16 protein-coding genes and 1 tRNA gene are annotated in these 13,986 nt (G+C 64.8%); 9 read left to right on the plus strand and 8 right to left on the minus strand.

The genetic code is table 11. From position 1 onward, the window contains the following. Window positions 1-126 precede the first annotated feature (126 nt). Window positions 127-202, minus strand: a tRNA-OTHER gene (locus tag ACVMB0_RS15010). A gap of 77 nt (window positions 203-279) precedes the next feature. Next, window positions 280-969, minus strand: coding sequence for a class I SAM-dependent methyltransferase (locus ACVMB0_RS15015; RefSeq protein WP_461346750.1), 690 nt, complete (start codon window positions 967-969; stop codon window positions 280-282). Between the two features lie 125 nt (window positions 970-1,094). Here ACVMB0_RS15015 and ACVMB0_RS15020 point away from each other — a divergent pair, with 125 nt between their 5' ends. Beyond that, a complete protein-coding gene (locus ACVMB0_RS15020; protein WP_456750115.1) occupies window positions 1,095-1,637 on the plus strand; it encodes a Dps family protein in 543 nt (180 codons plus the stop codon). 182 nt (window positions 1,638-1,819) lie between these two features. Here ACVMB0_RS15020 and ACVMB0_RS15025 read toward each other — a convergent pair whose 3' ends face one another. Together ACVMB0_RS15025 and carA are read right to left on the minus strand one after the other, a co-directional pair. After that, window positions 1,820-2,341, minus strand: coding sequence for a cupin domain-containing protein (locus tag ACVMB0_RS15025; protein WP_456750114.1), 522 nt, complete (start codon window positions 2,339-2,341; stop codon window positions 1,820-1,822). Between the two features lie 265 nt (window positions 2,342-2,606). Continuing rightward, window positions 2,607-3,800, minus strand: coding sequence for a glutamine-hydrolyzing carbamoyl-phosphate synthase small subunit (gene carA, locus ACVMB0_RS15030; RefSeq protein ID WP_461346751.1), 1,194 nt, complete (start codon window positions 3,798-3,800; stop codon window positions 2,607-2,609). Between the two features lie 161 nt (window positions 3,801-3,961). Between carA and ACVMB0_RS15035 the strand changes: the two genes are divergently transcribed. The 5 genes from ACVMB0_RS15035 to ACVMB0_RS15055 all read left to right on the plus strand — a co-directional run bounded on the left by ACVMB0_RS15035 (window position 3,962) and on the right by ACVMB0_RS15055 (window position 9,188). Then, the gene (locus tag ACVMB0_RS15035; RefSeq protein ID WP_456750112.1) at window positions 3,962-4,663 is read left to right on the plus strand and encodes an alpha/beta fold hydrolase; all 702 of its coding nucleotides are present in this window, start codon (window positions 3,962-3,964) and stop codon (window positions 4,661-4,663) included. Window positions 4,664-4,722: 59 nt separating this feature from the next. Then, complete coding sequence (locus ACVMB0_RS15040) at window positions 4,723-5,178, plus strand: GatB/YqeY domain-containing protein (RefSeq protein WP_461346752.1); 456 nt, start codon at window positions 4,723-4,725, stop codon at window positions 5,176-5,178. 167 nt (window positions 5,179-5,345) lie between these two features. Beyond that, complete coding sequence (locus tag ACVMB0_RS15045) at window positions 5,346-5,813, plus strand: hypothetical protein (protein WP_461346753.1); 468 nt, start codon at window positions 5,346-5,348, stop codon at window positions 5,811-5,813. Between the two features lie 78 nt (window positions 5,814-5,891). Beyond that, window positions 5,892-7,412: an FAD-dependent oxidoreductase gene (locus ACVMB0_RS15050; RefSeq protein ID WP_461346754.1), complete on the plus strand. Its 1,521-nt coding sequence runs from the start codon at window positions 5,892-5,894 to the stop codon at window positions 7,410-7,412. A gap of 165 nt (window positions 7,413-7,577) precedes the next feature. Continuing rightward, window positions 7,578-9,188 (plus strand): acyl-CoA synthetase, encoded by a 1,611-nt coding sequence (locus ACVMB0_RS15055; RefSeq protein ID WP_461346755.1) that lies wholly within the window; start codon window positions 7,578-7,580, stop codon window positions 9,186-9,188. 173 nt (window positions 9,189-9,361) lie between these two features. On the opposite strand, the gene ACVMB0_RS15060 is transcribed toward ACVMB0_RS15055, so the two are convergent. The 4 genes from ACVMB0_RS15060 to ACVMB0_RS15075 are packed head-to-tail and all read right to left on the minus strand — an operon-like array spanning window position 9,362 to window position 11,141. Continuing rightward, window positions 9,362-9,877, minus strand: a complete 516-nt coding sequence (locus tag ACVMB0_RS15060) for an SRPBCC family protein (RefSeq protein ID WP_461346756.1) — start codon at window positions 9,875-9,877, stop codon at window positions 9,362-9,364. 32 nt (window positions 9,878-9,909) lie between these two features. After that, the gene (locus tag ACVMB0_RS15065; protein WP_461346757.1) at window positions 9,910-10,377 is read right to left on the minus strand and encodes an SRPBCC family protein; all 468 of its coding nucleotides are present in this window, start codon (window positions 10,375-10,377) and stop codon (window positions 9,910-9,912) included. Further along, window positions 10,370-10,834: an SRPBCC family protein gene (locus ACVMB0_RS15070; RefSeq protein ID WP_461346758.1), complete on the minus strand. Its 465-nt coding sequence runs from the start codon at window positions 10,832-10,834 to the stop codon at window positions 10,370-10,372. Before ACVMB0_RS15070 ends, ACVMB0_RS15065 begins: the two co-directional genes overlap by 8 nt. After that, entirely contained in the window at window positions 10,827-11,141 is a 315-nt protein-coding gene (locus tag ACVMB0_RS15075) for an ArsR/SmtB family transcription factor (protein ID WP_461346759.1), read from the minus strand. The genes ACVMB0_RS15070 and ACVMB0_RS15075 overlap by 8 nt, the downstream gene beginning before the upstream one ends. 120 nt (window positions 11,142-11,261) lie before the next feature. On the opposite strand from ACVMB0_RS15075, the gene ACVMB0_RS15080 reads away from it, so the two are divergent. From ACVMB0_RS15080 to ACVMB0_RS15090, 3 genes are all read left to right on the plus strand, one after another. Continuing rightward, window positions 11,262-12,707 (plus strand): LVIVD repeat-containing protein, encoded by a 1,446-nt coding sequence (locus ACVMB0_RS15080; protein WP_461346760.1) that lies wholly within the window; start codon window positions 11,262-11,264, stop codon window positions 12,705-12,707. A 7-nt stretch (window positions 12,708-12,714) separates the two neighbouring features. Then, window positions 12,715-13,248, plus strand: coding sequence for a hypothetical protein (locus ACVMB0_RS15085; protein WP_461346761.1), 534 nt, complete (start codon window positions 12,715-12,717; stop codon window positions 13,246-13,248). Between the two features lie 114 nt (window positions 13,249-13,362). Beyond that, entirely contained in the window at window positions 13,363-13,980 is a 618-nt protein-coding gene (locus ACVMB0_RS15090) for a LysE family translocator (protein WP_050402699.1), read from the plus strand. The last annotated feature ends 6 nt before the right edge of the window (window positions 13,981-13,986 follow it).

The following is a 13,986-nucleotide window of genomic DNA, read 5'->3' on the forward strand; positions in this document are numbered from 1 at the left end:
CTGGCTTCGTCCTGCGGGCCGGTTGCCCAGTCCGTCTACGCCTTCGCCATGCTCAAGCTACGCCGGACACGCTTTGCCCCGCCGGTCCGGCGTGGCTGGCCACGCGAAGCCCGTGAGGGCGAAGCGTGGAGGCCCGGCCTGGATTTGAACCAGGATAAACAGTGTTGCACCACTGCCGCGTCGACGCTTCCGCCACCGGGCCGAGCGGATCATTGCTGATTATTTCAGCGGCCGCTACGTTTACCTTTGGTTAACCCTAATTTCTTCTGCAACCTTGGGTCAGTGGTGGGCCACGAATGTCATCCGCCACGGGTTGTGCCCGATGTTGCGCGGCGCGCGGGTGGCGCTGAAGCCGGCGGCGCCGAGCTTTGCGATCATCTCGTCCTCGCGGTAGCGCTGCAGCCCGATCCGGGTGCGCAGCTGCCGATAGTCCGACAATGCGGTTGAGGCCAGCCCGACCAGCGCATCGCGCAGGAAGCCGTGGGTCGCCGCGAAGCGCAACAGCGCCACGACATCCCTGGCCATGCCGACTTCGGGCCGCAGGATATCGCCGAGCACGAACCGGCCCGAGGGTTTCAGCAGGCGGTGGATTACGTCGAACGCGTTGTCGAGCTCCTGCGGCGTCATGTATTGCGCCACCGAGTTCATCACCACGAGGTCGATCGTATCCGGCTCCATGTGCTTCAGGTCATCGAGCGAGCGCACACGGATCCTGGTGTCGGGCGCAAAGCGCGCGACCAGCCGACCGCGCACGCCGGGCGCAGGCTCCGCCAGATAGAGCTGCGCGCAGGCATTGGCGACCTTGGTCGCCGACAGCGCCTCGCCGCAGGCATAGTCGAGCACCACGGCGTCGGGTGACGTGATGTAGCCGATGATGTCGTTTGCGATGACCTGGAAATGCAGGTCGCGGTGCAGTCGGCTCGCATAAATCGTATGTGTGGAATCGTAATAATCGATCCATTCATCCATCGCGTTTGGTATCCGGCAGAACGGGTTCCTGGTCTCCAGGAACGGGTGGGCTGATGATGCGTTAGCGGTCCGGCGGCCAATGTTCAATGCGCCGAAATACGGGGTTCCTAACAGGAAGGTTTACCGTGAGCAAAGCCAAGACTGACGCCAACAAGACCGACAAGATCTCGCCCGATCTCGACACGCCGAGTGACCTGCCGCAGGCTGCGGTGGACACGATCTCGGCCTCGCTCAATACGCTGCTGGCCGATGCTTTCGCGCTCTACCTCAAGACCAAGAATTTCCATTGGCATGTCAGCGGCCGGCATTTCCATGATTACCACCTGATGCTGGACGAGCAGTCGGAGGCGATCTTCGCGACCACCGATCAACTTGCCGAGCGGGTGCGTAAGCTCGGCGGCGCGACGCTGAAGTCGATCGGCGACATCGCCAAGCATCAGACCATCAAGGACAATGACGAGGCCTATGTCCCGCCGCGCGAAATGCTGCGCGAGCTGATGGAGGACAACAAGCACATCGCGGCCGCGATGCGCAAGGCGCACAAGGTCGCCGACGATCACGAGGATTCCGGCACCGCCGGTCTGCTCGAGACCTTCATCGACGAAACCGAGCGCCGCACCTGGTTCCTGTTCGAGGCCAGCCGCCAGGAAGGCAGCAACGCGGCCTGAGTTTCGCTCTGTGCTGCGGAGGGTGGGCAAAGGAGCGTGTCAGCGCCGTGCCCACCATTCCTGCTCCGTGCGCACGCTTCGCCCACGCTACAGGTGATCTCCGTTGCGCCGAGATGGATTGCTTCATCGGGCCTGTCGTCCGGCGGCGCTTGGCGCCGACCGGTGATCGCATTGACCGAGGATTACCGCTTCCACAACTGCAGCAGGGGCCCGGTCTTGCCGAGCACCGGATCGGTCGCAGGGATCGCGACCAGCGGGATCGTCTTAAGCGCCTTGACGTGGTTCTCCGGCGTCGGTCGCGTGATCTGCATCGGCGGCCCAGGCGGATAGGCGCCGACAACACAGAAATCGTCGCTTGCCGACAAGCACCGATGCCCGGTGCCGGCCGGCAGGATCGCGACGTCGCCGGCTGTGATGTCCAGCACACGTCCCTGCTCGCCGCCGAACTGCACGCGTGCACTGCCACGGGCAACGCCTAAAACCTCATGCACGGTGGCGTGGTAGTGGGTGTAATCGAAGACGCCGTTCCGCCACATCGCACCCCAGCCATTGCTCGCGAACAGCTGCTCGATCGTGGCCTCGGGATTGTCGGCAATGTCGACCGCGCCCTTGTAGACCAGGAACGGCATCGGGTTGTTCGGGACCAGCCCATCGTCCTCGAAGACGATCGCAAGCGGCTCGGCCCCGGCCTTGATTGCGGACATGGCATCCTCCGGACGTGTGAGCGAGACTATCCGCGGATCAACCCGCTGTCAGCGCCCGGCGTTCCTCGGGATGGCCGCCTCACCCGATCTTGGTCAGGTCGTCTTGGCCAGCCCGCTTTGGGCAGCGCGAACACCAGACAGGTCGTGGCGGCATGCGCGATCAGCTGCCGCGCACAAAGTTGAGCGGGGCATCGACAGCAATCCATCGCTCCATGCGGGGATAGTTGGATCGCTTCGTCGCTCGCGCTCCTCGCAAGACGGAGTGTTAAGCCGCGCTCTTCTTCTTCCGCATCAGGTCGGCGAACCGCTGGAACAGATAGTGCGAGTCGCGCGGGCCGGGCGAGGCTTCGGGGTGGTACTGCACCGAGAACACCGGCTTGTCCTCGAGCGCGATGCCGCAATTGGAGCCGTCGAACAGCGAGATATGGGTCTGGGTCGCGCCCTTCGGCAGCGTCGCCTGGTCGACGGCAAAGCCGTGGTTCATCGAGGTGATCTCGACCTTGCCGGTGGTCTCGTCCTTGACCGGATGGTTGGCGCCGTGATGGCCCTGATGCATCTTCATGGTCCTGGCGCCAACCGCGAGGCCGAGCATCTGGTGGCCGAGGCAGATGCCGAAGGTCGGCGTGCCCGAGGCAATCACCTTCTGGATCACGGGCACGGCATATTTGCCGGTCGCGGCGGGATCGCCGGGGCCGTTCGACAGGAACACGCCATCCGGCTTCATCGCCAGGATGTCCTCGGCCGCCGTCGTCGCCGGGACCACGGTCACCTTGGCGCCGACGCCGGCGAGCAGGCGCAGGATGTTGCGCTTGATGCCGTAGTCGATCGCGACCACGTTGAACTCCGGCGCGGTCTGCTGGCCAAAGCCCTTGCCCCATGCCCAGGGCGTCTCATCCCAGGTGAAGCGCTGGCCGGAGGTGACCATCGGCACCAGATCCATGCCCTCGAGGCCGGGCCATTCGCGCGCCTCTTCCTTCAGGGCGTGCAGGTCGAACTCGCCGCTCCTGGAATGCGCGATCACCGCATTGGGCATGCCCTTGGAGCGGATCAGCGCGGTCAGCGCGCGGGTGTCGATGCCGGAGAGGCCGATGATGCCGCGCGCCCTCAACCATTGGTCGAGGTGTTTGGTGGCGCGGTAATTCGAGGGATCGGTGACGGCGGAGCGCAGGATCACGCCGCGCGCGCCCGGCGTCGCCGCCATGTTCACCGTCTCGATGTCTTCCTCGTTGGTGCCGACATTGCCGATGTGCGGGAAGGTGAAGGTGATGATCTGGCCGGCATAGGACGGATCGGTGAGGATCTCCTCATAGCCGGTCATCGCGGTGTTGAAGCAGACCTCGCCGACGGCGTGGCCTTCGGCGCCGAGACCGAAGCCTTCCAGCACGGTACCATCGGCGAGCACAAGGAGCGCGGTCGGTTTGTGGTCCGGCCAGGCGGGAGCGTTTTCAGGGGTTGTCATGAGCCCTTTAAATAGTCGCCGCACCCTGCGGCGTCAAAGCGAAAGGGCACGGATTCACACGGCAATGCCCCTCGATTTGACAGGCCGGAACGGCCTTTTAATCTAAAGTTCCCTGAAGCGGCCGTTTGCTTGCCGAAAATGACCCGGTCCGGAGCTCCCGCATGGATAACACGATGCCGATCCTGCTCGTCCCGGGCGTCATCTGCTCACCGCGGATTTTCGCTCCGGTGATCCCGGCGCTGTGGCGGTGCGGGCCGGTCACCGTCGCCAACCACGTCCGGGACGACAATATGGGCGCCATCGCCCGCCGCATCCTGGCCGAGGCGCCGCCACGCTTTGCCCTCGCCGGGCATTCCATGGGCGGCTACATCGCCTTCGAGATCATGCGACAGGCGCCCGAGCGGGTCGCCAAGCTGGCGCTGATGAGCACCCAGGCGCGGGCCGACACGCCGGAAGCCACCGGCCGCCGTCGCGGTATGATCGAGCGCGCCAGAAATGGCCAATATCGCAGCGTGGTCGACGAGCTCTATCCGGGCTTCGTGCATCCGTCGCGGCAGGGCGACGCCAGCCTGCGCCAGGTTGTTTATGACATGAGCGAGGATGTCGGCGCCGAGGCCTTCATCCGCCAGCAGAACGCGGTGCTCAGCCGGCCGGATTCGCGGCCGAGCATGGCCTGGATCAAGTGTCCGACCCTGGTACTGACGACGGATACCGACAACACCGTGCCGAATTCGCTGTCTGACGAGATGGCCAACGGCATTCCCGGGGCAAAGCTTGTCGTACTCGCCAATTGCGGTCACCTGCCGCAGCTGGAACAGCCGCAGGCTTGCGCCGATGCGTTGGTTGAATGGTTGCGGACTTAAGGTTGTTCTGCAGCCGCAAACTGCCTACATGAATGGATTACCGGTTCAAGGACACAGAGATGCTGCGCGACGATATCAACACTGCGGTCAAGGAAGCGATGAAGGCGAAGGACGAGCGCAAGCTCTCGACGCTGCGCATGGTCAATTCGACCATCAAGAACGCCGACATCGACGCGCGCGGGCAGGGCAAGCCGCCACTCTCCGATGCCGATCTGCTTGGGCTGCTGCAGAAGATGATCAAGCAGCGCCAGGAGTCGGTCGAGCTCTACGACAAGGGCGGCCGCGCCGAGCTCGCCGACCAGGAGCGTGCGGAGATCGCCGTGATATCAGCCTACCTGCCGAAGCAGATGTCCGACGACGACGTGAAGGCTGCGATCGCGGCCGTCATCGCCGAGACCAATGCCGCCGGGATCAAGGATATGGGCAAGGTGATCGGTGCCCTGAAGGCGAAATACGCCGGCCAGATGGATTTCGGCAAGGCCAGCGGCCTTGTGAAGGGGGCGCTGTCGTCCTGATCTCGTGGCCCGGATGCAGCCAACGGTCGCGCGAACGCGGGCCCGATGACAGGCTCCGCGAAATCCGGGTAAGTCCGTCCGATCGGTGAGGGCCCGGATTACGCTTGGCTCCATCCGGGCTACGCAGGACCCGCACTGTGCGGGTCGGATAGCAGCGGAGGCTTCCGATGTTTCGTGTCGCAGCGGACAGTCTGGAAGCTTACCTTGCCTTCGATCCCGGCCGCACCGCGGATCTCGAACAAGTGCATGCGGTGATGCGCAAGGCGGCGCCTTCGCTCAAGCGGCATTTCCATGCGGGTTCGCCGGCCGGCGAGGCGGGCATGCGCATGAACATGATCGGCTACGGCCAGTTTCGTTACGCCATCAAGTCCGGCAAGACGGCGGTCTGGCCGGTGATCGGGCTGGCGCTGCAGAAGAACTACATCAGCATCTATGTCGCGGTGACCCGTGGCGGCAAGCCGCTGGTGTCCTGCTATGCCGGCAAGCTCGGCGAATTGCGCGCGGGCGGCAACAATTTCAGCTTCGAGGCGTTTGTTGATCTGAAGGCGCCTGCGGTGGCAGCGCTGTTCGCCGAGGCTGCCGATATCTTCAAGGCGGATCAGGAGAACCCGGTCCGCTACATGCAAGGCAGCTGAGATCGGCTCACCGAAAAGCGGCGGCAGGGATCCCTGCAAGGCTTTCGGGTCGAAGTTCTGGATAAATGGAGACAGGTCATGGCCGATCAGCAAGCTCCTTCCGGTCCGGATCTGACACAAGGCGTGGCCCTCGCCGACTTCCCGGGCACGATGTTGCTCGGCCATGTCGGCGACGAGGACGTGCTGCTGGTGCGTTCGGGTGCGGACATCTTCGCCATCGACGCGCATTGCAGCCATTACCACGGCCCGCTCGCCGACGGTCTGGTCGAGGGCGAGACTGTGCATTGCCCCTGGCATCACGCCTGCTTCGACCTTCGCACCGGTGAAGCGACCGCCGCGCCCGCCTTCACCGCGCTCGCCGTCTGGAAGGTCGAGCGCGACGGCGATCGCATCATCGTGCGCGAGAAGCGCGCGCAGCCGAAACCCCGCGTCAGGGGTCCGGTCGATGCACCCGGCAGGATCGTGATTGTCGGCGGAGGCGCGGCAGGCTTTGCCGCCGCCGAGATGCTGCGGCGGCAGGACTGTCGCGGCAGCATCGTCATGCTGAGCGGCGAGACCGCGCCGCCGCTGGATCGGCCGAACCTGTCAAAGGACTTCCTCGCCGGCAGTGCGCCGGAAGACTGGCTGCCGCTGAAGCCGGACAATTTCTACACGGACGCCGCGATCGACCTCCGGCTCAAGACCGAGGTCCAGTCGATCGACACCGGCCGCCGCAACGTCATCCTCGTCGGCGGCGAAGCCGTTCCCTACGACCGGCTGCTGCTGGCGACCGGCGCGGAGCCGATATGGCTGCCTATTCCGGGCGCCAACCAAGCCCACGTTCATGTGTTGCGCACCCTCGACGATTGCCGGGCGATCATCGCCGCGGCCGGCGGCGCGCGCCGTGCGGTGGTGATCGGTGCAAGCTTCATCGGGCTCGAGGTTGCGGCCTCGTTGCGCGCGCGGGAGATCGAGGTTCACGTGGTCGGGCTGGAGCAGCGGCCGATGGAGCGCGTGCTTGGGCCCGCCATGGGCGATTTCGTCCGTGCGCTGCACGAGAAGCATGGCGTCGTCTTCCACCTCGGCGACACTGTGACCACGATCGAGGGCAAGCGTGCGCATTTGAAGAGTGGGCCCGTGCTCGATGCTGACCTCGTCGTGGTCGGCGTCGGCGTGAAGCCGCGGCTGGCGCTGGCGGAAGCCGCCGGGCTCGCGATCGATCGCGGCGTGAAAGTCGACGCCTACCTCGAGACCAGCGTTCCCGGCGTCTACGCGGCTGGCGATATCGCGCGTTGGCCCGATCCGCATAGCGGCGAGAACATCCGGGTCGAGCATTGGGTGGTGGCGGAGCGCCAGGGCCAGACCGTCGCGCGGAATATGCTGGGGCAGCGTGAGGCGTTCGACGCAGTGCCGTTCTTCTGGAGCCAGCATTACGACGTGCCGATCAACTATGTCGGCCACGCCGAGCAGTGGGACGAGATCGCGGTGGACGGCAGCATTGCCGGACGGGATTGCGTGCTGCGCTACAAGCGCGGCGGGCGCGTGCTGGCGGTCGCCTCGATCTATCGCGACCTCGACAGCCTCAAGGCCGAGGTCGCAATGGAGCGGGCGGCGGCCTGACGGGTTTTCCCCTCAACGATGTTCGTAGCCCGGATGCAGCGAAGCGAAATCCGGGTGAGTCTGTCCACTTGATGAGAACCCCGGATTGCGCTTCGCTGCATCCGGGCTACGCATGATGGCAGGACCAAGCCCCGGCCATGACAAGGGATGGAAGCAACGCAAGCCATGCTTAAGGAAGCCGCCACCTACGACGAGCTTTATCGGAACTTCCGCTGGGATATCCCGGCGCGCTTCAACATGGCGACCGCATGCTGCGACCGGCATGCCGACGGCTCGGGCCGGCTTGCGCTGATCTATGTCGACGAGAACGGCGGCACCACGCGCATCTCGTTCGACGAGGTCGGGGATGCCTCGCGCCGCTTCGCCAATGTGCTGACCGCCGACGGCCTGGTGCGCGGCGACCGCGTTGCGGTGTTCCTGTCGCAATCGCTGGAATTGCCGGTCGCGCATCTTGCGGCATTCCGCGCGGCTCTGATCTCGATCCCGCTGTTCGCGCTGTTCGGCGAGGACGCGCTCGAATTCCGGCTATCGAACTCGGCAGCAAAAGCCGTCATCACCGATGAAGCCGGCTGGGAAAAAATCGCAAAAATCCGCGATCGGCTGCCCGAGCTGAAGAGCGTCTATATCGTCGGCGACAAGACGCCGGCGGGGACAAAGCCGTTCTGGAGCGAGATCAAATCGGCGTCGCCGGAATTCGCCACCGTCGACACCTCGGCCGACGATCCCGCGCTGATCATCTACACCTCGGGCACCACGGGGAATCCGAAGGGCGCGTTGCATGCGCATCGCGTCGTGCTCGGCCATCTGCCCAATGTCGAGATGTGCCACAACTTCCTGCCGCGGCCGGGCGATCTGATGTGGACGCCGGCCGATTGGGCCTGGATCGGCGGGTTGATCAACGGCCTGCTCGCGTTCTGGTACCACGGCATCCCGATGGTCGGGCACCGCGCCCGCAAGTTCGAGCCGCAGGCGGCGATGCAGATGATGGCAGAGCTCGGCATCCGCAACGTGTTCCTGCCGCCGACCGCCCTGAAGCTGATGCGGCAGGCCGATGTGAAGAACTCCGGCGTCAGGCTGCGCAGCATCTTCACCGGCGGCGAGTCGCTCGGCGGCGAATTGCTCGGCTGGGTGCGCGAGACCTTCGGCATCGACGCCCATGAGGTGTTCGGCCAGACCGAATGCAATCTGGTGATCGGCTCCAACTCCAATCTGTTTCCGATCCGCCCTGGCGCGATGGGCCGCGCCACGCCGGGCTTCGATGTCCGTATCGTCAACGACAAGGGCCAGGAACTGCCGCGGGGACAACGCGGCATCATCGGCGTGCGCCAGCCCTGTCCGTGCACCATGATTGAGTATTGGCGCAACCCGGAAGCGACCCGTAAGAAATATGCCGGCGAATTCCTGCTGACCGGCGATCTCGGCGTGCAGGACGAAGACGGCTATTTCTGGTACGTCAGCCGCGAGGACGACGTCATCACCACGGCGGGCTATCGCGTCGGGCCGTCCGAGATCGAGCACACGCTGATGAAACATCCGGCGGTCGCGATGTCGGCGGTCGTCGGCATCCCCGATCCGATCCGCACCGAATCGATCAAGGCCTGGATCGTGCTGCGCCCGGGCTTCGCGCCGAGCGACGTGCTGGCGCGCGAGATCCAGGAGTTCGTCAAGGTGCAGCTCGCTGCCCACGAATATCCGCGCTTCGTGCAGTTCGCCGACAGCCTGCCGATGACGGCGACCGGCAAGGTGCTGCGGCGCGAGTTAAGGGCGTTGGGGTAGAACTCTCCACCGTCGTCCCGGGCAAGCGGAGCATGACCCGGGACCCATAACCACAGGATGTAGTTGTTGCGCGACGCTGTGGCCCCAGCTAGCTCCATCCCCATGTTCGGTGGTTATGGGTCCCTGCTTTCGCAGGGACGACATCGGAGTATGGGACGGCTGTATCGCCAACCTCACCCCCGCATCGCAATTCCCAATTCCTTCAGCGCCGCCAGCATGCGTGCCGGCGGCTGCATCGGGATCACCATGGCCCTGCCGGTCTCGAGCAGGCTCTTCAGGCTGGAGAGGATTGCCGGCCAGCCGGTGCGGCCGCCGGACAGGATGTCGTCGCTGATCGGGCGGTCATGCGATTGCAGCAAGGTCAGCTTGACGCCGTCGCCGGCGGGCACGATCTCCCAGGTGACGAGCGTCGGGCCGAGCTTCTCGACCAGCTGCGGCCAGTTGACGTTGAAGGTGACGGTCAGCCGCTTCAAGGGATCGCATTCGATCACCTCGCCGGAGATGTGCAGCGCGCCGTCGGGCGTGCGCACGATGTAGGCGCCGCCGATCCGAAGCTCGACCTCGACCGCGTTGCCGGAGAAATACTGCCGGCTGAGTTCGGCATTCGTCAGGGCCTGCCACAGCTTGTCGGGCGTGGTGGCGATGTAGATCGCGTAGACGATCGCCGGCTTGAATGTCTCGATGTTCATGTCCGCACGGGTCCTTCGATAGATTTTCATGGTCATGCGAAGCCGTCGATCCCGAGCGCGGCAGGCGGGATCGGGACCACCTTGCCGGTCTCGAGCAGGCTCTTGAGTCCGGACAGGATCGCCGGCCAGCCCTTGGAGATGCCATCGAGCAGCTTGCTGCCGGCGCCGAAGCCCTCATGGGTCACGGTCAGCTTCACGACGTTGCCGAACGGCTGCAGCGTGAACACGACCCTGGTGGCCGGTTCCCGGCGCATTTCGGGGTCGGCCTCGTGCTTGAACGTGTAGGCGAGGCGCCGCGGCCGGTCGGCCTCGAGGATCTCGCCGGTGTCGGTGGTCTGGCTGCTCATCACCAGCGCAAGCGGCGAGCCGACCTTCCAGTCCGATTTCAGCTCGGTGTCGAACCAGTACTGCCGCGTGAATGCGCTCGATGTCAGCGCGTCCCACAGCTTCTCCGGCGTGGTCTCGATATAGGTGACGTAGACGAATTCGGGCTTAGGCATGGTAAGCCTCCCTCGCACCGCTGGTGAGCAGGTCCGCCGGCAGTTCGCGCCCGGTCTCGAGGAAGCTCTTCAGGCTGGCAATGACCATCGGCCAGCCGCCGGAGATGTCGCGCAGTGTCTTCGGACCGAGGTTGTCGTGCGTCATGGTCAGCTTGACCACTCCGCCGTGGGGTTCGATGTCGAAGGTCACGCGCGAAACCTGCTCGCGCTCGGCGCCTTCCTTCACGACGTCCCAGCTGTAAGCGAGCCTCCTGGGTGGGTCGGCGATCAGCACCTCGCCCTGCACGCTGCGGCGGCCGTCCTTGGTCAAATGATAGGGCGAGCCGACCTTCCAGTCGGAGCTGACGCGGTATCCGAACCAGAAGCGCTCGGTGAACTCGCTCGATGTCAGCGCATGCCACAGCTTCTCGGCCGTGGTCTCGATATAGGTGACGTAGACGTAGTCCGGCTTACTCATCACGCTTCTCCAACTGTCGCTTCAATTCGCTGAGCGCGGCAAGTTTCCCGCGCTCGAACTTCCTGATCCACCGCTCGCCGATCTGATGGATCGGAACCGGGTTGAGGTAATGCAGTTTCTCGCGGCCATGCTTGATCGTGGTGACGAGATTGGCCTCCTCGAGAATCACAAGGTGCTTGGTGACGGCCTGACGCGTCATGTCGAGGCCGTCGCAGAGCTCGCCGAGCGTCTGCCCGCTCTGTTCGTGAAGCCGGTCAAGCAGCGTGCGCCGCGAGGCGTCCGCGAGAGCTTTGAAGACTTCATCCATGGGTTTGAATAATAGGCAACCAAATGGTTGCATGTCAAGAGCGTGTGTTTGGACGCCCGCGTCGCCGTGCTAGCGTCCCGCGCAGCCAACGCAGATTGGCGTGGGACATGGGTGGTGCGCATGGATGGTCGCGTTACGGCGGTTTGCTGCACGTTTGTTGTCGTCCTGCTTGCACATGCTGCGAGCGTCGAGCAGCCAAAGATCGGCGACCCGCCCGAAGCCTCCAACATGCGGCTGGTTGGAACCAACGATCTGCAGGCGCGTAGCGCCTATCAGCCGACCATCCATCACCAGGGCGACCGCTGGATCGCCTATATCGGCCATCACGGCGGCACCGACGACATTCCCGATCCGGTCAATCCGATGACCGGCAAGGCCGAGCCGAACGGCACCTCGATCGTCGACGTCACCGGTCCCGCGCATCCCAGATATCTGCGGCACATTCCCGGGCAGGAGGGCAAATATGAATCCGGCGGCGCGCAGATGGTGCGGATCTGCGACGGCAAGGATCTGCCGAAGGGCGATCGCAACGCGGTCTACATGCTGCGCGCGGTTGGTACCGAGGGGCATGAAATCTGGAATGTCGCCGATCCCGCCAATCCTGTTCTCGTGACCCACATTGGCGAAGGTTTGAAGGACACGCACAAGAATTTCTGGGAATGCAGCACCGGCATTGCCTACCTGGTGTCGGGCGCGCCGGACTGGCGCACGCGGCGGATGACGCAAATCTACGATCTCTCCGATCCAGCGCATCCCCTGAAGATCAGGGATTTCGGCCTGCCCGGGCAGGAGCCGGGAGCGACCGGCGCGGTACCGACCGAATTGCACGGGCCGATCTCGACCGGGCCGCAGGGCAACCGCGTCTATTTCGGTTACGGCACCAACAAGGGCGGCTTCCTGCAGATCGTCGATCGCGACAAGCTGCTCAACGGACCGAAGCAGCCGACGCCGGACAATCTGACATTTCCCGAGATCGCGCGGATGCCGTTGTCGGCGATGAACGGCGCGCACACGGTGTTTCCGATGCCCGGCATGCCGATCGCCGAATTCGCCCATGACAAGGACGGCAAGACCCGCGACATCGTGATGATCGTCGACGAGGCGATCCAGAACGAATGCGGCGAGGCGCGGCAGATGGTGTGGTTCGCCGACGTCACCACCGAAGCGCAACCGATGCTGATCTCGAGCTACACCGTGCCCGAGGCCTCCGGCGCGTTCTGCGAGCGCGGCGGCCGGTTCGGCTCCCATTCGTCGAACGAGAGCATGGCGCCGGTCTACTACAAGAAGCTGGCCTTCATCGCCTTCTTCAATGCCGGCGTTCGCGCGCTCGACATCCGCGATCCCTATCACCCCAGGGAAGTCGGCTACTTCATCCCTTCCATCACCGCGGCGACCGACAAACGCTGCGTCACCATCGACGGCCGCGACCGCTGCAAGGTCGCGATCCAGACCAACAATGTCGAGACCGACGAACGCGGCTATATCTACGCGGTCGACCGCGCCAACACCGGCCTGCACATCCTCGAACTGACCGGTGAGGCGCGCGCCATCGCCGGTTTGCCGTGAGGGTTTGATGATGCGCGGGTGGCCGGTCATCGCGGCGATGTTCCTGGCGCTCGGCGGCCTGTCGGCCGTGGCCGGCTACGAGATGGCGCCGCCGCAGGCCGCTGCGTGGCGCGAGATCGCCTGGCCGTTCCCGCGCGACGGCTGGCCCGCCGGCCGTGCCTTCCGCTGTGGCGCGGCGGAGTGCGGCACCGAAATCGAAATCTATCTCAGGCCGAAGCTCGGCTTCTGCAATTGCGACAGCGGCGTCGCCGATGACGATGAGGTCGATCGCGTCGCCGATGTCGACATGATCGGCCCGCGCTTCGTGCCGCTGAAGGCGGGGGATCCCGTTGATGTCGCCGACATGCACGGACGGATCAGGGCCTATGATCTCGATGGACATCGCGCCGCGATCGGCATCGCCGTGTCGCATCGCTGCGATCTGATGGCGATTGCGGCGCAAGGCGGCGGCGATGCCGCGCGGGTGCAAAGGGCGACGTTGAAGTTTCTGGGGTCACCAGAGATCAGGATGTGGATGGCGGCGGCGATGGAGGGGCGTTAAGCCGCGGCGTTCTGGATACCCCGCTTTCGCGGGGCATGACGGCGATGAGCAGGAATCGCTTCCTCTTCGCCCGTCGGACGTGCATAGTTCACCTTCACCGTCAGTGAGATTTCCATGTCCCTGCAAGCCTATTTCGCCTTTGTCGCCGCCTGCATTGCGCTGGCGCTGTTGCCCGGTCCGATCGTCACGATGGTGATCGCCAACGGGCTGCGCTACGGCACGCGCGCGGCGCTCACCAATGTGCTGGGCGCGCAGGTCGGGCTTGCGATCGTGATCGGCATCGTCGCGGTCGGCCTGACCTCGCTGATGGCCACCATGGGCTACTGGTTCAACTGGGTGCGCTTTGCCGGCGCCGCCTATCTGGTCTGGCTCGGCATCAAGCTGATCCGCTCGCCGGTCGAGGGCGTCGGCACCGACGACAGACCGCCGCCGCCGCGCGGTGGCTTCTTCCTGCAGGGCTTTCTGGTGCTGCTCTCCAATCCGAAGGTGCTGGTGTTCTTCGGCGCCTTCATCCCGCAGTTCATGGACATGGACAAGCCGCATCTGCCGCAGGTTGCGCTGCTCGGCGTCACCTTCATGGCAACCGCGGTGCTGACCGATGCCGCGTACGCGCTGGCCGCCGGCCGCGCCCGCAAATTCTTCTCCAAGGAGCGGACCCGGCTGATGTCGCGGATCTCCGGCGGCTTCATGATCGGCGGCGGCATCTGGCTGGCGCTGACCCGGGCGCGGTGAGGCTCA

This window comes from Bradyrhizobium sp. USDA 4451 (genome assembly GCF_054822585.1).

Coding starts and splice junctions, on each gene's coding strand:
- ACVMB0_RS15075 (WP_461346759.1), bottom strand. CDS start 11,141: ATGGATGAAGTCTTCAAAGCTCTCGCGGACGCCTCGCGGCGCACGCTG.
- ACVMB0_RS15080 (WP_461346760.1), top strand. CDS start 11,262: ATGGATGGTCGCGTTACGGCGGTTTGCTGCACGTTTGTTGTCGTCCTG.
- ACVMB0_RS15045 (WP_461346753.1), top strand. CDS start 5,346: ATGTTTCGTGTCGCAGCGGACAGTCTGGAAGCTTACCTTGCCTTCGAT.
- ACVMB0_RS15025 (WP_456750114.1), bottom strand. CDS start 2,341: ATGTCCGCAATCAAGGCCGGGGCCGAGCCGCTTGCGATCGTCTTCGAG.
- ACVMB0_RS15035 (WP_456750112.1), top strand. CDS start 3,962: ATGGATAACACGATGCCGATCCTGCTCGTCCCGGGCGTCATCTGCTCA.
- ACVMB0_RS15070 (WP_461346758.1), bottom strand. CDS start 10,834: ATGAGTAAGCCGGACTACGTCTACGTCACCTATATCGAGACCACGGCC.
- ACVMB0_RS15085 (WP_461346761.1), top strand. CDS start 12,715: ATGATGCGCGGGTGGCCGGTCATCGCGGCGATGTTCCTGGCGCTCGGC.
- ACVMB0_RS15090 (WP_050402699.1), top strand. CDS start 13,363: ATGTCCCTGCAAGCCTATTTCGCCTTTGTCGCCGCCTGCATTGCGCTG.
- ACVMB0_RS15055 (WP_461346755.1), top strand. CDS start 7,578: ATGCTTAAGGAAGCCGCCACCTACGACGAGCTTTATCGGAACTTCCGC.
- ACVMB0_RS15060 (WP_461346756.1), bottom strand. CDS start 9,877: ATGAACATCGAGACATTCAAGCCGGCGATCGTCTACGCGATCTACATC.
- carA (WP_461346751.1), bottom strand. CDS start 3,800: ATGACAACCCCTGAAAACGCTCCCGCCTGGCCGGACCACAAACCGACC.
- ACVMB0_RS15040 (WP_461346752.1), top strand. CDS start 4,723: ATGCTGCGCGACGATATCAACACTGCGGTCAAGGAAGCGATGAAGGCG.
- ACVMB0_RS15050 (WP_461346754.1), top strand. CDS start 5,892: ATGGCCGATCAGCAAGCTCCTTCCGGTCCGGATCTGACACAAGGCGTG.
- ACVMB0_RS15015 (WP_461346750.1), bottom strand. CDS start 969: ATGGATGAATGGATCGATTATTACGATTCCACACATACGATTTATGCG.
- ACVMB0_RS15065 (WP_461346757.1), bottom strand. CDS start 10,377: ATGCCTAAGCCCGAATTCGTCTACGTCACCTATATCGAGACCACGCCG.